Annotated in this window: 13 protein-coding genes and 1 pseudogene; all 14 read left to right on the top strand. The window is 47.4% G+C overall.

What is annotated here, in order from left to right:
- The first annotated feature begins 12 nt into the window (after positions 1-12).
- The 14 genes and pseudogenes from ACFFK0_RS08450 (at position 13) to ACFFK0_RS08385 (ending at position 18,417) form a co-directional block, all read left to right on the top strand.
- Positions 13-534 (top strand): DUF402 domain-containing protein, encoded by a 522-nt coding sequence (locus ACFFK0_RS08450; protein ID WP_377469669.1) that lies wholly within the window; start codon positions 13-15, stop codon positions 532-534.
- 64 nt (positions 535-598) lie between these two features.
- The gene (locus ACFFK0_RS08445) at positions 599-820 is read left to right on the top strand and encodes a DUF2905 domain-containing protein (RefSeq protein WP_377469668.1); all 222 of its coding nucleotides are present in this window, start codon (positions 599-601) and stop codon (positions 818-820) included.
- A 166-nt stretch (positions 821-986) separates the two neighbouring features.
- Positions 987-3,413 carry a DUF7948 domain-containing protein gene (locus tag ACFFK0_RS08440; RefSeq protein WP_377469667.1) on the top strand — a complete coding sequence of 809 codons (2,427 nt, stop codon included), beginning with the start codon at positions 987-989 and terminating at the stop codon, positions 3,411-3,413.
- A 152-nt stretch (positions 3,414-3,565) separates the two neighbouring features.
- Positions 3,566-3,766: pseudogene (locus ACFFK0_RS08435) on the top strand (RNA polymerase subunit sigma-70); the annotation flags it as partial.
- Between the two features lie 192 nt (positions 3,767-3,958).
- Entirely contained in the window at positions 3,959-4,663 is a 705-nt protein-coding gene (gene sigK, locus ACFFK0_RS08430; RefSeq protein ID WP_377469666.1) for an RNA polymerase sporulation sigma factor SigK, read from the top strand.
- Between the two features lie 236 nt (positions 4,664-4,899).
- A complete protein-coding gene (locus tag ACFFK0_RS08425) occupies positions 4,900-5,784 on the top strand; it encodes a leucine-rich repeat domain-containing protein (RefSeq protein ID WP_377469665.1) in 885 nt (294 codons plus the stop codon).
- 4 nt (positions 5,785-5,788) lie between these two features.
- Entirely contained in the window at positions 5,789-6,241 is a 453-nt protein-coding gene (locus ACFFK0_RS08420; RefSeq protein ID WP_377469664.1) for a hypothetical protein, read from the top strand.
- A 143-nt stretch (positions 6,242-6,384) separates the two neighbouring features.
- Entirely contained in the window at positions 6,385-8,040 is a 1,656-nt protein-coding gene (locus ACFFK0_RS08415) for a copper amine oxidase N-terminal domain-containing protein (RefSeq protein WP_377469663.1), read from the top strand.
- A 248-nt stretch (positions 8,041-8,288) separates the two neighbouring features.
- Positions 8,289-13,343 (top strand): hypothetical protein, encoded by a 5,055-nt coding sequence (locus ACFFK0_RS08410; protein ID WP_377469662.1) that lies wholly within the window; start codon positions 8,289-8,291, stop codon positions 13,341-13,343.
- Positions 13,344-13,751: 408 nt separating this feature from the next.
- Complete coding sequence (locus ACFFK0_RS08405) at positions 13,752-15,314, top strand: DNA adenine methylase (protein ID WP_377469661.1); 1,563 nt, start codon at positions 13,752-13,754, stop codon at positions 15,312-15,314.
- 952 nt (positions 15,315-16,266) lie between these two features.
- Positions 16,267-16,494, top strand: a complete 228-nt coding sequence (locus tag ACFFK0_RS08400; protein ID WP_377469660.1) for a DUF5348 domain-containing protein — start codon at positions 16,267-16,269, stop codon at positions 16,492-16,494.
- A gap of 21 nt (positions 16,495-16,515) precedes the next feature.
- Positions 16,516-17,037, top strand: coding sequence for a hypothetical protein (locus tag ACFFK0_RS08395; RefSeq protein ID WP_377469659.1), 522 nt, complete (start codon positions 16,516-16,518; stop codon positions 17,035-17,037).
- A 41-nt stretch (positions 17,038-17,078) separates the two neighbouring features.
- Entirely contained in the window at positions 17,079-17,759 is a 681-nt protein-coding gene (locus ACFFK0_RS08390) for a hypothetical protein (protein ID WP_377469658.1), read from the top strand.
- Positions 17,740-18,417, top strand: coding sequence for a hypothetical protein (locus ACFFK0_RS08385; protein ID WP_377469657.1), 678 nt, complete (start codon positions 17,740-17,742; stop codon positions 18,415-18,417). The genes ACFFK0_RS08390 and ACFFK0_RS08385 overlap by 20 nt, the downstream gene beginning before the upstream one ends.
- Positions 18,418-18,933: the final 516 nt, after the last annotated feature.

Raw genomic sequence — 18,933 nt, 5'->3', positions numbered from 1 at the left:
CGGAGATGAGTTATGAATAGACCTACGGTTACGATCCAAGCGCAGAAGTACGGAAATCGCCCTCATTATGAATGGAATACGAAGCTGTTAGAAAGAATGGATTCATATGTAATCGTGTTGGGCGAGTATGGAAGGCAATTGCAGCATTACACGAAGCAAAAGGTGTTTACGGTTGAAAATTGGACGATTGAGTTTTTCTCATCGGACTTATGGTTTACGGTCAGTGCCGACGTCGACGTGGCAGGCGGGAGCATAAAGCAGTATTATTGCAATATCAATATGCCCGCCCGGATTCAAGATGACATAGTTTCGTTTATCGATTTGGATCTGGATCTCGTTCAGAGGAACGGGGAGTGGAAAGTCGTCGATGAGGATGAATTTGAGCGTCATGCCATCGCATATGCTTATCCCGAGCCATTGATCGAACGGGCAAGGCAGGAGCTGTCGGACTTGCAGAGAAGAATCCGCAATAATGAATTTCCTTTTGACGGGACCCTGGAGCGGTTTATAGATTGCATTCCCGCTTCCGGCTGAAGCCCTAAAGTCCCGCGGCGGCTGCAAGTCCGCTATCTGATTGCAGGCAAGGAGTTGATCCCGGATGAATCCCATTCCCAAATTGTTAATCGGAGTCGGCGTACTCTTCATTGTGATCGGCTTGATTTGGGCATTACTGGGCCGATTTATCAGCCTTGGCCGTTTGCCCGGCGATATTCAGATTTCGAAAGGAAGTTTCACATTTTATTTTCCGATTGTCACTTGTATTGTCATTAGCGTCGTTCTGTCGCTTGCTTCGTATATTGTGCGCTGGTTTTTTAAATAGGCGAGCCTAGTACGATTCTTGAAGAAACCGACCGTTCCGGGTACCGGAGAGGTCGGTTTCTTGCCTATTTTTGGCGACTGGAGATATTCGTTTACTCCTGCTTGGAACAGAGTGAATAAGGTGTACCAACATCCTTGAAAGGCGAGTGATCACTCTGGTCGTTGCAATGAAATCAGCAGACGAAGCCAAGAAGTCTCTGCTGACCAGCTTTGGACAATTGCCGGTGTCTTTCATCCGGAACCGGGGGCAAATCGATAGCCGGCAGCTGTACTTCACGAGCGGCAGCGGGTTTCGATGTGCTTTTGCCTCGGAGGAAGTGTTGTTTACCTTATATGAATCGTCAGCTTCCCGGGATCGGAACAAAGGCAGTGTCAAAGGCTGCAATGTAGCGTTGCGCTTCGTTGATGGGAATCCGGACCCCGTGCCGGAAGGAGATGGGGAAGAGGAGGGGAACATCCACTACCTAAAGGGCAGCGATCCGGAACGATGGATTCGTCATGTGCCGATGTACCGTGAGATCCGTTACCGCCGTGTATGGCCGGGCATCGATGTGATTTTCCAAGGCGAGAAGGGCCGCCTGAAATACGATGTGGTGCTGGAGCCCGGCGCTGCAGCCGAGCATATCGGGTTCAGTTATGAGGGAGCGGAGGATATCCGCTTGGATGAGGCCGGCAGCCTCTTGATCGATACGCCTCTAGGCACGTTGAAGGATACACGTCCCGAGGCTTATCAGGAACGTGATGGGGCCCGGATTCCTATCGACTGCCGATTCGTTATTCATAGCGAAGCGAGCGGGCGAAAGAAGGTCGGATTTGAGCTGACGGGTCCATATGACCCCATGCTGCCTGTGGTGATCGACCCGATCCTGATCTATTCTACCTATCTCGGAGGGGCGGGAGGGAATACCCAAGGATTTGCGGTAGCCGTGGATTCGACCGGCAGCGCCTATGTGACCGGGTTTACTCGGTCGAACAGCTTCCCGACGACGCCGGGGTCGTTCGAGACGGACTTCCAGGGGGGGGAGGAAGATGCATTTGTAGCGAAGCTTAATCCGGAAGGAACCGCCCTTGTATATTGTGCATATTTAGGCGGGTCAAATGGCGATGAGGGATTTGGGATTGCCGTAGACGGAGCGGGCAGCGCTTATGTCACGGGCTTGACGGTTTCGACCGATTTTCCGGTGACACCCGGGGCATATCAACCGGAGCTTGCCGGTATGACCGGTGCAGCGGATGCGTTCGTGACGAAAGTGGACCCTTCCGGCTCGTCGCTCGTTTACTCCACCTATTTCGGCGGTTCCGGCGTGGAGGGTGCAAGGGACATCGTTGTCGATGCCGCAGGCAATGCTTATATTGTAGGTTCTACCGAATCTTCGGATCTTCCCGCGACGCCAGGGGCTTTTCAAGGCATGCTGAGAGGTACGCAGGACGCTTTTGTGGCGAAGCTGAATCCGACCGGCACGGATTTGATCTATTGCACTTACTTCGGCGGAAGCGCCGAAGAGTTCGGGCAAGGGATTGCGATTGATGCAGCCGGTAACGCTTATATCACGGGACAAACGGATTCCGTCGACATGCCGATCATACCAGGTTCATTTGATACGACTTACAATGGCTTGAGGGACGCATTCGTCACCAAGTTCAACGCGACGGGAACAGGGTTGATCTATTCCACCTTTCTAGGGGGCGCCACCTTCGACACGGCGTTTGGAATCGATGTAGACGCCTCGGGAAACGCTTATATTTGTGGAGCGACCGGCTCCAGCGATTTTCCGACTACTCCGGATTCCTTCGAACCTAATATCGACGCATCCTCGACCGGCTTCGTGACCAAATTGAATGCGGCGGGCTCCGCTCTTGTCTACTCGTCGTTCTTGGGCGGCAACGGTGACGATCAATGCAATGCGATTGCAGTTGACCCGTTTGGGAATGCGAACGTTACGGGATTGACGAATTCCACCGATTTTCCAACAACCCCGGGTGCGTTTCAGGATACGTACAATGAGGACTTGCCGGGAGAAACGCCGGACGCGTTCTTGACGCGGTTCAGTCTGACGGGATCTACGCTGCTGTTCTCCTCCTACCTTGGCGGAGGGAGCGATGATCGCGGACAGGGGATTGCGGTGGATGCGGCGGGCAATGCTTATGCGACGGGATTCACGGGTTCGGACAATTTTCCGTTGACGCCGGGTGCATTTCAACAGTCCCCGTTGGATTCATCGGTTGCGTTTGTCGTCAAGCTTGGCGATATCGGGCAAGGGCCGCCTGGACCGCGGGGCCCTGCAGGTCCTCAAGGGGCGGCGGGAGAACAAGGGCTGCCGGGCGGGGAGGGACCGCAAGGCCTGCAAGGCACGCAAGGCCCGCAAGGCTCACAAGGGCCGCAAGGTCCTCGAGGTCCTCGAGGTCCTCAAGGGCGCACGATAAGGATCAAAAAGCGAGTGAAGAGCAAAAAACGCCGGAGAAACGTTCATCTCAAACGACTCCGAAAAATAAAGCCTTTATTAAAGAAGAAGCGCCGCAAAAAAAGCAAAACATGCGCAAAGGTCATAAGGATTACGCTGAAGAAATGCAAGGTAATCAGGGAAATATTGTAAAGTTGATGAAAAGTAGCGAACCGCCTGACATCGTGTGTGCCGGTGGTTCGCTTCTTTGTTTTTCTGGAGAGCTAGTATTTTTACCCGGTACAGGCACTGATGGGCACATGCCCACATACACTGATACTAACTCTTCAGAAGGGGTGACAGAAGTGCTTGGACTGTTCTCAGCTATCGGGTTATTCATTAAGCAACTGATGCTTCTTGTCTCTTATGTCAAGAACAACGCCTTCCCCCAGCCTCTTGCGGAAGAGGAGGAAATCAAGCATCTGAGATTGATGCAGGAAGGAAACGCGCATTCTCGTAATTTACTAATTGAGCATAATTTGCGGTTAGTGGCCCATATCGTCAAGACGTTATAAACAAACTCCAACGTAAAATAGTCATCTTTTCTGAGCGTGTTTTGCTTGTGCGGTCGGGCAAAGGTAATACGATCATCAAGCTTCACCCTTAGTTCTATCAGCTTTTCGTGGGGGTAAAAATTTTGCTTTGGTCACCACCCCGCTTTTTCCTAAGTAAAATAACAACAGCGTGGAGGTGGCCAAATGATCACAGGTTTTTTTGCGACAATTGCTTTATTCATAAAAGAGCTATCGCTATTGGTTTCTTATGTTAAAAACAACGCATTTCCACAACCTCTTCAAGAAGAGGAAGAAACCAGACACTTAAAGTTGCTTGCCGAGGGGAATCAAACATCCCGAAATATTCTCATCGAGCATAACCTACGTTTAGTTGCCCATGTGGTTAAAAAGTTCGATAACACAAATGAGGATTTGGAAGATCTCATATCCATAGGCACAATTGGCCTTATTAAAGCCATTGAGTCTTTCTCACCTGATAAGGGAACGAAACTGGCGACTTTCGCCGCAAGGTGTATAGAAAATGAAATTCTTATGCATTTGCGTTCCAAAAAGAAGACCCGAAAGGATGTTTCCCTTCATGATCCCATTGGGACGGATAAGGAAGGCAACGAAATTTCTTTAATTGATATTCTCGGCACAGAGCCTGATGATGTTATTGAAAAAGTGCAACTAAAAATTGAAAAATCAAAGATTTACCGGAATCTTGATATTCTCGACGAGCGGGAAAAGGAAGTTGTTGTTGCCCGCTTCGGATTAGAAAATGGCGGTGAAGAAAGAACGCAACGCGAAATTGCAAAAGAGTTAGGCATATCTCGGTCTTATGTTTCACGCATCGAGAAACGTGCGTTGATGAAGTTATATCATGAATTTTACAAGTCAAAGCGGTGATCACGGAGGGTGCCATAAATCTGGCACCTTCTTCTTTTTAGATCAAGTTATTATCGACTCCCGCTCGGAAATTCAGAGATTTTCCAATGCTACGCTCTACTACTCACCCCTAAGTGTCTCTTCTTCAGAATTATTTTCAAACCCCTATTAGATGATCTTCCCAATTACTCATAAAAGAGGTAACATATTACACCGATTGTTTAATGCGGTAAAAGGATAAAGTCAGGAGGATTAATATGGAGATTATCGAGTTTCAGGACAAAGGTTTTGAAAATGCGGTACGGCATGAGTTGGAGGTTACGGATGAACCTCTAACGTCTAAAGACATCGCTCAGTTGCGAGGATTGTTGATCTACTCGGCAGCGGAGGAACATGAGCAAGTTCCACGGGCAATTGTGGGGTCGGGGTTTCAAGTATTCAAACCGAGCATAAGGTTCAATGTTCGGGCTTCGGTTAACAGGATGTGGGAAGCGGATTTGAAACATTTCAATCGCTTGAAGGCGTTGTATCTGTATGCAAAGACAACCGACCTTACTTTCCTCAGCAATTTCAAGGAACTCAATGAATTGCATGTTGTTGGCACCCGCAATAAGGATTGGTCATTTCTATCGGAGCTAATAAATTTGCGCTCCCTGTTTATTAAAAGAGCTTCACTTCACGACTTAGAGATTTTTCGAGAATTGTCAATAAAACAAGAGGAACTCGCTTCCCTATCAGATGATCCTTTCTTATGGAGCCACAAGCTCGAGTTTGTCCGACTGGAGCATTGTGGTATTCAGGATATCACCCCACTAGCAGACTTAAAATGGCTTGCTGAGTTGGACTTGTCTCACAATCAAATATCGGACTTCAGTTCGGTTTTGGATCTGCCACTCTATTCTTTAACGCTCAGATACAATCGGCTGAGTCACTTATCGTTCATTGCCAGGGATCGTTGGCACTTGGACTATTTGGATGTGAGACATAACCAGATTGAAGATATTTCGCCATTGGTGCATCTCATCAACTTGAGTAAATTGTATGTGGGACATAATCCGATCAGCGACTATTCTGTTATACATCAATTGCCTGTTCAGCGACATGATGTGACCTCGTATAAGCCTAGAAGAAAGCGAGGTTAATTGAATGCCAGGGATAGTCGGCTATTGGACAGGTGGTTCACTCTATCATATCGCATGGGAAGATGATGCCATTAGCTTAATGGCAGACTTCAGTGGTTATTACTTTTGGTTTAGCGCGGCAGAGTACGATTCCTTTCATACATTTCGTTGGAAACTAGATGGAGACCGCCTTACGTTAACGTCGATTAGGGAATTCCATTTCCAAGGCGACGATCTGATAAAGCCCAAAAAGTTGTTGAATAATGTTGTCTGTTTCCCTTCCGACACTATTGAATTGCAGGTGATTCGAACAATTCGTGAAAGTGTTGGCGGAAGAGAAATACCTGTCTTGATATTCTCACAGCCGTTGTTTTATTACACGCAGACAGAGTTTGGGTTTGATCGATCAGATGTTTTGGAAGTCGATTGGCATCGGCGGAAGATCGAGCAATTAAAGGAACTCGGTGCATGGGCATGAACTGCCTGTCGGAAGTCTAAATTTCATGTAGCCGATCAATGCTGAAATTGTTTTGAAGGCAGAAATATCTTTGTTGACCTACGAACAGAGTGCGAATACAACAAGTGGTCTGGAAAGCCAATTCGCAAAGGAGGTCAATTCCGATGAACAAGAAGCCAGCAAAGCAAACACTCGGTCATGTCAAGGTTCAGATGAACTCAGTCTATACGCGCAGCAAGCCAGCCAAGCGGGCGTTCGCACTTGTCGTAAATGGGGTTCTCATGACTACCGCACTAGTCGGCCAGTTAGTCCTCGGAGGGGGTTCTGCACTTGCGGCTCCTTCCTCCCCTTCCTTATCTTCTCCAATCACCACCGCGCAACAGCAAACCATCTCCAGCGGATACGAGACGTATGTTTACGATGAAGACACCTATGTTTCCAACCTGAACAAAGCGGTTGCCGCCCTGAAAGAAAGCGGCTGGAGCATTGAAACTGTGACTCAGGTGATCGATAGTTTGTCGGCCATCGAAGAGAAGATGGACGGAGGCTTTGCTTTTCAGGGAGAAAGTTTGCGAACAGCCCTTACGAACACAAAAATCGTTGTAACTATCCAAGGCGGCGACGGGTTGTCTACGCTTCGAGGGCAGAGCAACACCATCGTGTCGCAAATAAACCGGATCAAAGACCGATTGGACGGGACTTCAACTGCCCCTTCCGGGAAAAGCAAAGTCATGATCGCATCTGTCCAAAAGAAAGATCCCGTTGTCGTGATCGATAATGTGGTGCAGAACTACCCGCAGCCGCCGATCATGATGAATGGAAGTGTACTTGTTCCGCTTCGGGGCATATTCGAGACATTAGGTGCTAATGTCGATTGGAACGGCGCAACCGAGACCGTCACCGCTACAAAAGGAAGTACGACGATCAGACTTACGGTCGGCCAGAGCGAAGCCACAGTAAACGGAAAAACTGTAAAATTGGCCATTCCGTCACAGAAGGTAAACGGCAGCACGATGGTACCGCTCCGTTTCGTGAGTGAATCATTAGGCGGAACGGTCAGGTGGGATGGCGCAACGTATACAGTTTTTATCGAAAGTGCTGTCCGGGGTTCTGAAAATACCGGCACTGTCCAAGAGCCGGTTACGACAGGTACGATCTTACCTGCTGAACAAATACGAATCGTCGACATGGATGGAAAATTCATTGAGTACCGCAATTTCGAGAAACGTACCGTTCGTTACGGTCGACATGATTACGGCAGCTTAAATCAGTCGCAATATGATACGGTCATGAAGATCGTCGATAAAGCCGTTGCAGGATTGGATAAAGTCGACATTTCGCAAGAGGAACAGTATCTGACCGAGTACATGAATGGTGCGCGGTGGTCTGGTGACAAAAGTGATCGTTCGGAGCGAAATAAGGGGTTATATTATGCCGAACAGCTTTATGGAGAACTGATGGCAGACGGCGTGAGCAAAGAAGAGATTGTAAAAATCATCAAAGCACGGATTCTTTCCACACAACTGGTGGGGAAGGCAAAAGATATTGGCGAAGCACCGTTTTCAGCCTACCAAGCGCTGATCGAGTTGAATCGTGGATGCGAATCCATTTCACAAGTCGATTCCGCTGTATTCGATGTCTTGGGGTACAATACAATGATCTACGGCCCGGAAGGACATGCGGAGTCCGCAATCATGATAAACGGCAAATGGTACAACTTGACTAGTCTGCAGAGACTGCCAAATTTCGATCAGTGGGAAAAAGACTTCTTCATTTACGTTCAGCCAACCGATGGCTCCAAGATCACCCTTAAACATTAACCAAGCCGTTTAGTGATGGAAATACGGCTTGGACTGAATATCTCGTTTCACAACCAGAGTGATACCTGTGCGGTATCGCTCTTTTTATTCGTGCAAACAAACTGTGGGTACACCTGTGAATATTCGGGATTATTTACTAAGATATTTTTTCGAGAATGCAGTGGAATTCGGAGCGAATGTACTTTCATCAAGCACCGACGAAGCCAAACATTACAGGTGCAAACCAAAGTTTACAGGAGGAAAGCAGAATGCAAAGATTCATCAGCAGTCTGGCAGCAACGGTCTTACTTTTCTCGTTGTTCGCCACATCCGTATTCGCCGCGGAATCGACAGCCGGTAACGGTTCGGTCGATTCGCAAGTTGTAGCGGCTAGTGGAGCCGGGGGTTCAGAGTCCCTATCCGGTCTACCCAGTCTTCCCACTGCCACCACAGAGACCACATCGCCCACAACGTCCGCTCCGGTCGCAGTCGACCGCTCCGACCGCTCCGTAACAGACGGTCTGTATGTCGATGTGTTCGCACCTGCGGGATGGGGTTCGGATTACATCCCGGAATTTTCGTTTGAATTGTGGTCGGCTCAGGATAATAAGCTCATCAGTACAGCCACAGGCAACAGCCAGAACTTCGACCACAAAACGAACCGCTATCGGCTCGTCTTTAATCATCCGGGCTATCGACTCGGAGATCGTCTGGCGCTGGTTCTCGGGAAAGCTGACGGGGTAATCGAAACGCTGACTTTCAGCGATGATGTCCCCGAAGCGGATGGCAGTGTGATGCGACATGATTTCAATGTGAAGGTTGGCACCCACTTTCCTTTCACTATTCGCACGTTCGATTATTCAGAAGGCAATCAAGAAGAGCGAACCATTCGTGATTTGACGGGAACCAAGCTTCATCCGTTCGGAGCGGCGATGCAGACCAACCCCAAGCTGGTCGGACTGCTCCTTAAGGACACTTCCAGCGCCTTGCTCAAAAATGTTTCTGTCGAGATCAAGTTGCTGGAAGGCAAAGGCACATTGTCTTTTACTTCCGATGCCAATGGCATGGTCTGGATCGACAAGGACAAGCTCACTTGGAAGTTCCTCGTCTCGTCTGCCGGAAGAACCGTCAAAGATGGAGCAAACGGAAAGGCCGAAATCAGTTTGCCCGCATCTATCCTTTCCGGCACATCGGCCAGCACAGTCGTGTTCCCTGTCGTCTTTGAACAGCCGATTGCAAAATCGGGTTCGATTAGTGTCTATCTTTCGACGAAGCGTAACGTTGATATAAGCCAAGCATGGTCAGGGGTTGATGTCACCCTCACTTCCTCCGATGGGGTATCGAGCATTTATCCGCTGAACCTGAACAGCAAGACCATTGAAGGCGTGACCGATGGCACTTACAAGGTAACGGTCGATAGCAAATACGCCGCGGCGAAGGCCAATTCCGATACCTTAGTCGTTTCAGGGGGTAAGGCCAACTTCAGTATCGACCTAACACCGAAGCATCAACTGGAGATCAGCAAAGGCGGCAACGACTACAACTTCTCGATCATGAATGTCGCGGCGGTGGCGGATAAATCCTACCGAGGCCATAAATCGGAAACATTCGCCGTAACGCCAGGCGAGTCATTTATGATCAAGGACAACGATACGGGCGAAATCATGACCGCCGCTATCGATGCAGGTTCCCCCATTACCAAAGTGGTATTGGGAGCCGGTATCGCAACCGGAGCCGGAGCGTCGAGTCCAAAAACGGGAGATGCGCTACCGTATCTTTGGTTGGCGTTCTTCCTTTGTGCATTCGTGTTCGCTGGCGGAGTATCGTTCCTTCTATATAAAAGGAAACGTACAAATTCTGCACTTACCCGTTCCAGCCTGAGTATTATTCTAGTGCTGGCATTGGTAACATCGACTTTTTCATTCGTCGCTCCTTCGGGGGTTCAGGCAGCTTCGAGCGAAGCCAATGTAGGCGGCACTCCCCCGGCGACAGGCGGCAGTTATTCTTCGACACCAGCCGGAACGTTCCAAACTTCCGATTCGGTGGCGGTTTTACAAGTTGGTTTCCTGATCGATGATGATCAGGTGTTGTCGGCAGACGCAACTGAATCGGATATGCAGAACGGATTCAACTTCAATAACGACTCGATGATGTTCTACATGGCCCCGAACAAGACTTCGCATGATTTGTTCACCAAGCCGGGTTCAGGGTTAGTGACGTTTGAACGCAGCGGCTCTAGCAGCAGGGTAAAAACGTTGTACGGCGACAATCTATTGTATCCTGACAGTGCTCCGGGGGGTTCTCGAGAAGATCTGTTGAAACGCACGTTGCCTTATGCCAATCACGAGAACTCGACGATTGTGGGTTCCGATAACTTCTTTGTGAAGCTTGTTGAAAGAGCATTGTATCAGATGGCTCCCGGCAATCCGAATCGTTCCATGTCCGGCACAGGAACGGAGCAAGTGGCAGGTGAAACATTCCGTAAATTGCTGACGGATTATGTAGCCGACCAGAACAACTCCGGCTTGAGCGACGAGGATAAAATGGACTCTCAGATTGCGGCCAGCCTAATGTTCAAGGGATATCTGGACTTAATCAAAGAGCGCGGTATTCTGTCGGGCCAGGCATACGACGATTTTGAATCGCGTATGCAAGAAGCCTTTAACCAAAACAAAGTGATTCTCAGCTTGCAAACGGTTGTTGGAATCAGTGTTCGGGACGGTCGCAGCGCATTGGATCGGGAATATGCGTTCATGCCGATGCAAAATGCGGTCGATTGGTACTTGTGGGTTCGCCAGACGGCCCGGCCTAATGACAGTACGGTTCAAAGTTTGTCTGCATTGCGTCAAGCCGAAGCAGTCGCCCTCGGGGGTGCATCATCCGCCGCGGATGCGGATCGTTCTCCGTACAAGGAAAACGGGAATCTCCCGTTCACGTTCCGTTCCTATGCACGGGATTATTACGCCAAAACGTTGCAGCCTTCCAGCGAGAGCGTCCCGGTATCCGCTGAATACAAGGTCAACCCGTTCGGCGGATGGGGGTTCCAGCCTTGGGGATATGGCAGTGGGAAAGAAATGAACAACCAACCAGCCATTGACGCCGAGTTGAACGTCGAAGTCGTTGACCGCAACGGCACTCCGACAGGCGTTACCTTTACCGAGCCGGTGAAAGGCTGGACGGAAGACAGCAAACGTTATTTGTGGGATATTGCGAAAAACGCGGAGGAACAAGTGATCCGAGGCAGCATGGCGGTCGAGCACGAAGGGAAAACCTACGATCTGGTTCCCGATACCAAAGCCCGTTTCTCGTTAATCGACAAAAAAGATAACGAGAACATTAACAAATCGGAGATGACCAAACGTGCTACGGGTAAAGACGGGACAGTATCGATTCCGGTGTCTACCGAGTCTAACAGTTGGGAGATCGAATTGGGTTGGGACACTCCTGAGCCTGACAAACTGCATTTCTATCTAGGCGGTGACGGCGACCCGTTATCTTCAACGGAGAACAAATATAAAGGCGTCAAGGAAAACGGCAAACCCATCTATTCCAATGCGAAGTTGACGCTGTTCGTTAAAGTGGTCGAGGATAGTCCCGAACCTATCGTATCGGGGTTCGAGGTTTCGCAATGGCGACTTTCTCAATATTGGGGAAATATCGCGGACAAAGGCGTGAACACGGCGAGATTCGCTCTCTCCATGCCGATTCAGACGTTTATCAGTCCCAGCCTGTCGCCTTCTGGCAGCACAATGTTCCGACTGATCGATCCCGACTTGAGCAATGTAAAATGGGCCATGAGCAAGGCGAAACTGGTGAATGATATACCGATCAGATCGGTAACGCCTTATTCGTCCTCGGCTTCCTTCAACTTGGCTGGCGACCTGCTGGCGATCCGGGATAACAGTTCGGTGTCGAACATCAAGTTGGCGTCGTGGGTCAACAACTTTAACCTGTTTGATGGTCGAATTACTGCCGCAAGCATCGGCGCGGTGGAGGAATGGACGACCATGTATATGCAGTCTTTGTTCCAGTATGGCATCAAAAGTCCGGCAGACCGCTATACGTACAGTGAAACGCGTTACTCCTGTAATTTGCTTGGCTGTACGCCATATCGCTGGTCAGGGGAAGCTACTCCGTCGTATCGTACTGCTGATTATCGTACTAAAGTGATGTTCAGGCGTTACGTGCCGAAGGACGATAGCACGCTCCCAACGTTCAGCGCCCAATCGCAGTCGGAGAATGGCTTGTTCTGGCAGACGAAGCAGAGCGAGAAAACCTCCAATGTTGATCCAGAAGTGTTGTACGCCTACTCCGATACTTCGGGCAATACCAGCGTGGCGTTTGCAGCCGGAGACAAGTTGCGGGAGATCAAGCCGGTCAGCTTCAGCATGGTACAGTTCGACAACGTCAAGGTAAGCCCCGAGGTCACGGGGGTATCAACCGCAACAGAAGCTGGCGCGAAACAATTGGCGGCATCGCTACGCGCGAACGGCAAACAGGTCATCTATAAGGACTCTGCGGTAACGGTCAGCGGCAAATCCGATGGCGACTTGAAGATCAGGAACTTTGCGCTGGATATCAGCAGTTCTGCCTTGAATAAAGTATGGAATCCATCCGGCACATATAACACGGACGAGATCAATCAGGGGTTCCTAAGTCAATACGGTACGAAGGGCGGCGACGGCAAATGGTCGATACCTCTTACGGTCGATGGCAGATTAAAGATCGGGGGCAAGGAATTCGGCGCAGTCACTTCCAATGTATCGGCTACGGAGACTTCCACATCCCAGGTCGTCCATACGCTCGAAATTCGCGGAGGTAAACTCGTCGGGGTGGATGGTATTCGTCAACTTGATCGCATAAATCCCGATTTAAAGACCGCTCTGGTCAACATGAAAATCCTCAGCGACGATAACGTATTCGCCAACTTCGAGAAAAATGGCGGTGCAGCATTAAGCGAATCGTTGGTCACCACACTGGGGAATGCGGTGCGGGGTACAAACGATCTTCAGGTCGGACAAGGTTGGTATTCGGAGGACACCACGCAGCTCGTCGTTCGAGAGTACATCACGACGTTTGCGTTGCCGCTGGTAACGTATACGGACAAAGTGCCGCTCGAGATCGAGGGTCTGCAAGTCCCGTCCGATAAGTCTCAATTCTTCAGCATCGGTAAGCAGGGGTTCGTCACGATGGACTTCAAGCTGGCTAATCGTAATGACGCTCATATGAAGGCCGATTCGTCGACCGGCGAATTTGCCGAAAAAGGCGTGAACTTCATCGTCTCCAACGTGAGTGTTTTGGATTCGTTCGGAGCGGTGCAGTAAGAAATGCTCGAGTGTCGGTTGCCAATTCGGTGACCGACACTCTTTGAAAGAGAATGTCCAAATCAATATTCGTTCTTGTAATGGTTTCTGAAATGAATCAGGAGTATATTACTATGCGCCATCCTGTATGGCGCTTTATTTATGCTTTAGATTGGTGGTTGCTTGGTCAAATGGTATACATATGTTGGTTTCCTGCGTTAGCTTTTATGATGTCTGCTTCTGGAGTCAGAACCCCATTTACAAGATATTGGAAATGAGGCTGTATTGGATAGTTGAGAAGGCAAAAAAATTTTTCGAGAAGGACTAAAAAGGGCTGATTTTGGCCTTTTTATTTTTATTTCTGTATTAAGTGTTTGAGGCAGTGCACTTAATCTCGCAAGTCAAAAAGATGCGAGAGGAGAAACAATAATGGCAAATGGATTTGGTAAATCTGAGAAAGCTGTTGTTGAGGAAGATTGGGATGTAAAACTTTTACGCGTGAATCACCCGGATTATGGTGAAGTGTTCGTGGCGAAACTCACCAGCAAATGGGGAGGAACAGATCCAATTTTTTGTTTACCGTCTGACTTTCATGACTCTAAGAGATACAAACAGTTAACGAACGAGCTGATGAACAAAGGGCGTTATAGTCCTTACTTTGATCAGTTGTTTATCGCTTATATTGACAACCTTAAGCGTCAAGGTAATTATGTTACATCTGATCCTGATTATGACCGTTTTATCGCATCCAATACACATCGCAAGTTAAGAGAAGAGGAAGCAGACGTGTTTTACCGTGCGATTGTTGAGCATGTAAATAATAACCCGACAGTTTTCCCTTCTAGAATAACAAACGACTTTGATGATGAAAACAGTCATGGCGTTACGCTTGATGATGAGAAGTCCATTAAAAAGTTTGGACGCAAGACTGTGGCTTTTGTCCCCAGCTATTTGCGTGATCTGCTTGGAATTAGCAATACGAAGAAGCTGAACGGGGTTTTTGAGGTCTTGCAAGAGCGAGGTGTTTTTATAGCGGTTCATTCGAGTCAAGACAGACTGTTACGTTCAAAGACGGTAAGGCTGGTCATGCTTATGTATTTTACATTGACGAATCGGAGGTTAAAATTGATGCCTAGTTCAAAACCACTCAAGAAACTACCGACGATTGGCGGCAAAAGTCGCCTTCTCCCCTTTTTCATTTCGTTTCTCAGGTATATTATCCGCCGAGACAATATTACAGGGTTCTTAGACTTATTTGGTGGTGGCAACATTTTTATTCCTCAACTACGATATTTCCCTCCGCTATCGAAGTTTGTCTACAACGACGTAGATATTGGTATTGTGAATCTGATGACAAGTTTTACGGAAATGACAGCAGCAAAAGCGACTCTGGATATGGCTTTCTGGTTGCAAAGTGAAATACAAACCGAAGAGGCTTTTCATCAAGCTAGAGAACGTAGACTTAGTAACTTCACTCCTCCAATCGAGTCAGCGGCACTCACAATTCTGATAGCCGAATTTAGCAGGGCGGCAGATCGCCAAACATTTTGCAAAGAAAATGCAAGGCAAGGAATCTCATATCGAAGTCTGATGCGCTACTTGGAATTTGTACCTTTTTTGCAAGGAATCACCATAAAGTGTGGCAGCTATGATTTTTTCATTAGAAAATTTGGTCATCGGAGTGATTTTCTAACTCTGCTCGACCCTCCTTATGTCGGTGCAGACTGCTATGAAAGTCCATTTCCTGACTCCGAACAGGAAAAAATGCTTCGACTGATTAACGAAGTTGATATGAAAATAATACTTTGCGGTACAGATAATGAAATTTACGACTTTTTAATGAAACCACGTTGGCACAAGACAAGTTTAGGTCCGATTCCCAAGAGTAGTTCATCATCGAAAGGAGAAGTTCAAGTGGAGTATATTTGGACAAACTTTATTGTACCTGATTTCTTGCTTCATAGTCGTTGGAGGTACATCCATACGCTTTAGTAGGTTATTAACCCGCTCTACCCAGTCTCCCCAGTCACGATAAATCGTAAAGTAACAACCGCCCCGAATCGGTTTATTCCAGCCGATTTGGGGTTCCTTGCCTTGAAATTGGATTGATGTTTCTTGATCACACTAAACTCGGAGTACGCGTAATTCAGTCAGGGATACATGCACACAAGAACACTCGTCTTACTTTAAACCGGCCTTACTGACAGCATGTTGTCACAACCCTAACGTATAGACACACTTTTCGGCTTGATTTCGCTTGAATCCCCGTGTTGGTTTGTCGAACCATGTCGTAATGCAGCATCACGATCTTTCCTAAAAGTACACATCCTCAAAAATCATGAGTTAAGCGAATCCTGACGATATTCGAGCGGGGTTCGCTTCCCGTAGCTCGGATTTTTATTATCCTATGCCTTTTCTAACCCCTCCGGGTTTTCTGCCCTAGTCCCCTTCTCTCGTCACGCCCTCTACGTTTGCCCGAACGGGCGTTCTCTCCCCTCGGCTGGTCTTCAACCCTTACCCTCCCCCTCTCCTCGTCTGACAGGTGGCTTTCCGGCTGTCACGTTGTCGGTTGCTTTTGGCGGTCGGTCTGCGGGGGTAAAAACTTTTTATTGTTGCCTAAAAACTAGTTGCTTTGACGGGCAACCCATGCTATAACAAAACACAACCGTTAAAGTTTTATTGGTAAAAAAGTAAAATAAAGGTTTTTCTAAAAAGAGAAAAGATGGAGGAGTTGATCGCAATGCTGTATCTGTTCCTGTTTGCGCTTATTCTGTTCAGTTTTACCTGCGGAATTACTTGTTTGGAGGTCGCAACGAACGAATCATTACCTACTGTCGTTAGACAGATCAGCAGATCAATTGCTTTTGCAATGGGTATTGTTCTGGTGTTCTGCGTGATTGCGTCCAAGTTTGCAAGTTGATCGATTCTCCCTGAGAGGTGGTGAATGCTTACGATGGGTAATTCTATGAGTTATGATGCAGGTCTTGACCGTTGGATTGTTGATTTGGGCGACGGTTCGGACTACCCGCTTCACTGTGGTGACAGTATCAGCATTTTTATCACAAACACATTTATACGATTCCGAATTGAGTATGACAGGGAATGGCATATCTGCATTGGCAATGTGAAGTTTAATCTTCGCAAGCAAGCTAGGTACACGGTCAGGATGTAACAACGAGGGGAGAAAACGGTTATGGCACGATTGGGGTACATTCGGTGTCGGCGCAAGCAAGATATCGAAGAGTTTAAGGTTGTTTCTCATGCAGAAAAGTTGTTCATCGATCTTGTTAATGAATTGGGGGAGTCTGGCGGCAACGCTCTTAAAGAGACGTTAGACAAGCTCAATCATTCGGACACTTTGGTAATTCGTAATCTCAGAGAGGTTGCTGATACCGTGTCCGAATTACGTCATTTTTTAAGCACAATCCGGGAATTTCAAGTAGAACTGGTTCTTCTCGAGTCCAACAATCAGCGCGTCATCTCTGATGAGGGGTTCGAGACACTATTGGCCATTAAGGAATTTATTGAGGAAAAGGAACGTTTGACTACCCTTCGGCAGAAAAAGATTGGGCGACCTATTCAAACGTTCCCGCCAGACTTTTACAAAGTGTACACCGAGTATAAAAGCGGTGCTTACAATTCAACCGAAGCCGCAGCGAGATTATCGATCCATCGGAATCGCCTTAGAGAGTTGATTCGAATCTTCGAGTCGTAAAAACAGAGAAAAAGTCAAGAGAAAAGTGAGGAGGAGCTTAAATGTCTGCTGAATATGAAGTAGTGGCTGATCTGAAGGATAGAGTTCCCATTGACACCATTATCCCCTTTCAAGAGGGGCTGTCAAAAAAGCAACAGTATATGATCATGCTCAACAATTCGAAACGTGTTGTTTTTCCAGGAGTAGTTCGTATGATCTTTCAAAACTATGTTCTGTTTGTTGAAATTAATAAAGGTGAAATATATCGTTATAATGCCGACATGTACGAGAGCTTGTACAAGGAGAACAGAATCATTCTGATTCGCAAAAGAACAGGTGAACATCGTGTAGTGTATGAAAACGGCGTATTCTACCCGGAAAAGGGTGAATTTTTACTAAACAGCTATAAGCGTTCGGGAGGGCGCAAGAGTCTCCTTTTTAAATGTAAAGAGGGAGGCCACTTTATTCCCAGAGTCCATCAAATCATTGCAATGCTTGGTTATGGATCACTTGCTCTTTCTGCGCTTGGAAGCGGTCGGCCTATCGTCCCTAATCACATCGACGGCGAGAAAGAGAATAATGGGATAGGCAATATTAATATTGCCACCCAAAAGGGCAATCATGATCATCACAAAATGTTTATTAGGCCAAAGTATAAAAATGGGTTTAATTACGTCGAGTTGTTTTGGAAGAAATGGAGTGAGACTGCTGGAGGGAAAGCATATGCTAACCTTCAGCCTTAATAAGACGTTTACCGACATCGAGATCATACGGGAGATATACCCAGTCATTGTACGACCGCTTACAAGTGCAAAAGCTCGAGAATGGCTAACAGACTTCTGCCTTCGGCCAATCGACGGTAAGTCGAACAAAGGCAGAGCGAATGATATTGAGGCTTTTGCCGCAGTGTGCGACAGGAATACGTTTTACTGCAAAATTAGAAGTGAAGTTGCAATGTTGGATGAAGACGAAGCAAAACGCTATCCGGATCGCTTTTTTGGTAAGTCACTTCATATGTTGAGAAGTTCTGATTCATCGGAATCCTCGTCTATCCTTGAAGACTTTGAAGTCATCTGCGAGATATATAGACTCGTTTCTGATTTTCTGGCAGATGAAAAGTCAATTGCTCTGCACGTTGTGATGTCCAGCGCTTTAAGTGGTAAACCGTGGGGTGTAAAGAAACTGGTGAAGCTGTTTGAAAAATATAATGACTTTGAAGCGTGGAGCGATGTTAAGTACTTGTATAAGGGCGGAAAAATGACTTCTCTTAGTCATCGCGTTTCTACTTGGATGCAAGAGAACGACTTCAAAACGCTTCTACTCATTATTATTGAGAATGATGAGTTACTGGAGCGATTGAACTTATTCGAATACTTACCACCTATTCGGCGGGTGTATTGATATGAAGCACCCGCAGTACACAGGGTTGAAATCGGTTGAATTTTCTCATAATCGCCTTGCCATCTATAGTTCTGCATCATTTTGGGCGCAGGCTTAGAGCGGTGAGGCATTTTCTCTTTATAACGCTGTTCGATTTATGTTGTTTTATTCCCTTTTGGTAGATACGTAATGCAAACCGGCCCTCTTTTCCATCATCCATTCCTTTACCTTCCCCCGATACTTCTTTATAAATCTGGCCGAGACCGTTATAACTGTCGGTTAGCGTTTTATAAAAGTTGGTTAGTCATTTATAAATGAAGATCAGCATCTTATAAACGTTGGACAGTATTTTATAAAATGAGATCAGTCGCTTAGAACAGTTCTTCATTCTTTTAGCAAACGCTAAAATGCGGTAATCATATGCAGACGATGATTCCGGCTATGGAACGGTTGGGGCATCGAAAAATCACTGATATCCCGGATAATTCTTATTACAATTGCGTGAGCCACGAAATCGGTCAGCAGTGAGATTTCCCT

The sequence above is a fragment of the Paenibacillus chartarius genome (assembly GCF_042432825.1).
In the GTDB taxonomy this organism is placed as follows: domain Bacteria; phylum Bacillota; class Bacilli; order Paenibacillales; family NBRC-103111; genus Gordoniibacillus; species Gordoniibacillus chartarius.
The sequence above is the reverse complement of the archived record's forward strand: the minus strand, read 5'-3'. Positions and strand labels throughout refer to the sequence as shown.

What these genes read in the sequence shown, in the direction of transcription:
- ACFFK0_RS08425 (WP_377469665.1), top strand. Translation starts at nt 4,900, where the DNA reads ATGGAGATTATCGAGTTTCAGGACAAAGGTTTTGAAAATGCGGTACGG.
- ACFFK0_RS08395 (WP_377469659.1), top strand. Translation starts at nt 16,516, where the DNA reads ATGGCACGATTGGGGTACATTCGGTGTCGGCGCAAGCAAGATATCGAA.
- ACFFK0_RS08445 (WP_377469668.1), top strand. Translation starts at nt 599, where the DNA reads ATGAATCCCATTCCCAAATTGTTAATCGGAGTCGGCGTACTCTTCATT.
- ACFFK0_RS08400 (WP_377469660.1), top strand. Translation starts at nt 16,267, where the DNA reads ATGCTTACGATGGGTAATTCTATGAGTTATGATGCAGGTCTTGACCGT.
- ACFFK0_RS08440 (WP_377469667.1), top strand. Translation starts at nt 987, where the DNA reads ATGAAATCAGCAGACGAAGCCAAGAAGTCTCTGCTGACCAGCTTTGGA.
- ACFFK0_RS08420 (WP_377469664.1), top strand. Translation starts at nt 5,789, where the DNA reads ATGCCAGGGATAGTCGGCTATTGGACAGGTGGTTCACTCTATCATATC.
- ACFFK0_RS08390 (WP_377469658.1), top strand. Translation starts at nt 17,079, where the DNA reads ATGTCTGCTGAATATGAAGTAGTGGCTGATCTGAAGGATAGAGTTCCC.
- ACFFK0_RS08405 (WP_377469661.1), top strand. Translation starts at nt 13,752, where the DNA reads ATGGCAAATGGATTTGGTAAATCTGAGAAAGCTGTTGTTGAGGAAGAT.
- ACFFK0_RS08415 (WP_377469663.1), top strand. Translation starts at nt 6,385, where the DNA reads ATGAACAAGAAGCCAGCAAAGCAAACACTCGGTCATGTCAAGGTTCAG.
- ACFFK0_RS08450 (WP_377469669.1), top strand. Translation starts at nt 13, where the DNA reads ATGAATAGACCTACGGTTACGATCCAAGCGCAGAAGTACGGAAATCGC.
- ACFFK0_RS08410 (WP_377469662.1), top strand. Translation starts at nt 8,289, where the DNA reads ATGCAAAGATTCATCAGCAGTCTGGCAGCAACGGTCTTACTTTTCTCG.
- sigK (WP_377469666.1), top strand. Translation starts at nt 3,959, where the DNA reads ATGATCACAGGTTTTTTTGCGACAATTGCTTTATTCATAAAAGAGCTA.
- ACFFK0_RS08385 (WP_377469657.1), top strand. Translation starts at nt 17,740, where the DNA reads ATGCTAACCTTCAGCCTTAATAAGACGTTTACCGACATCGAGATCATA.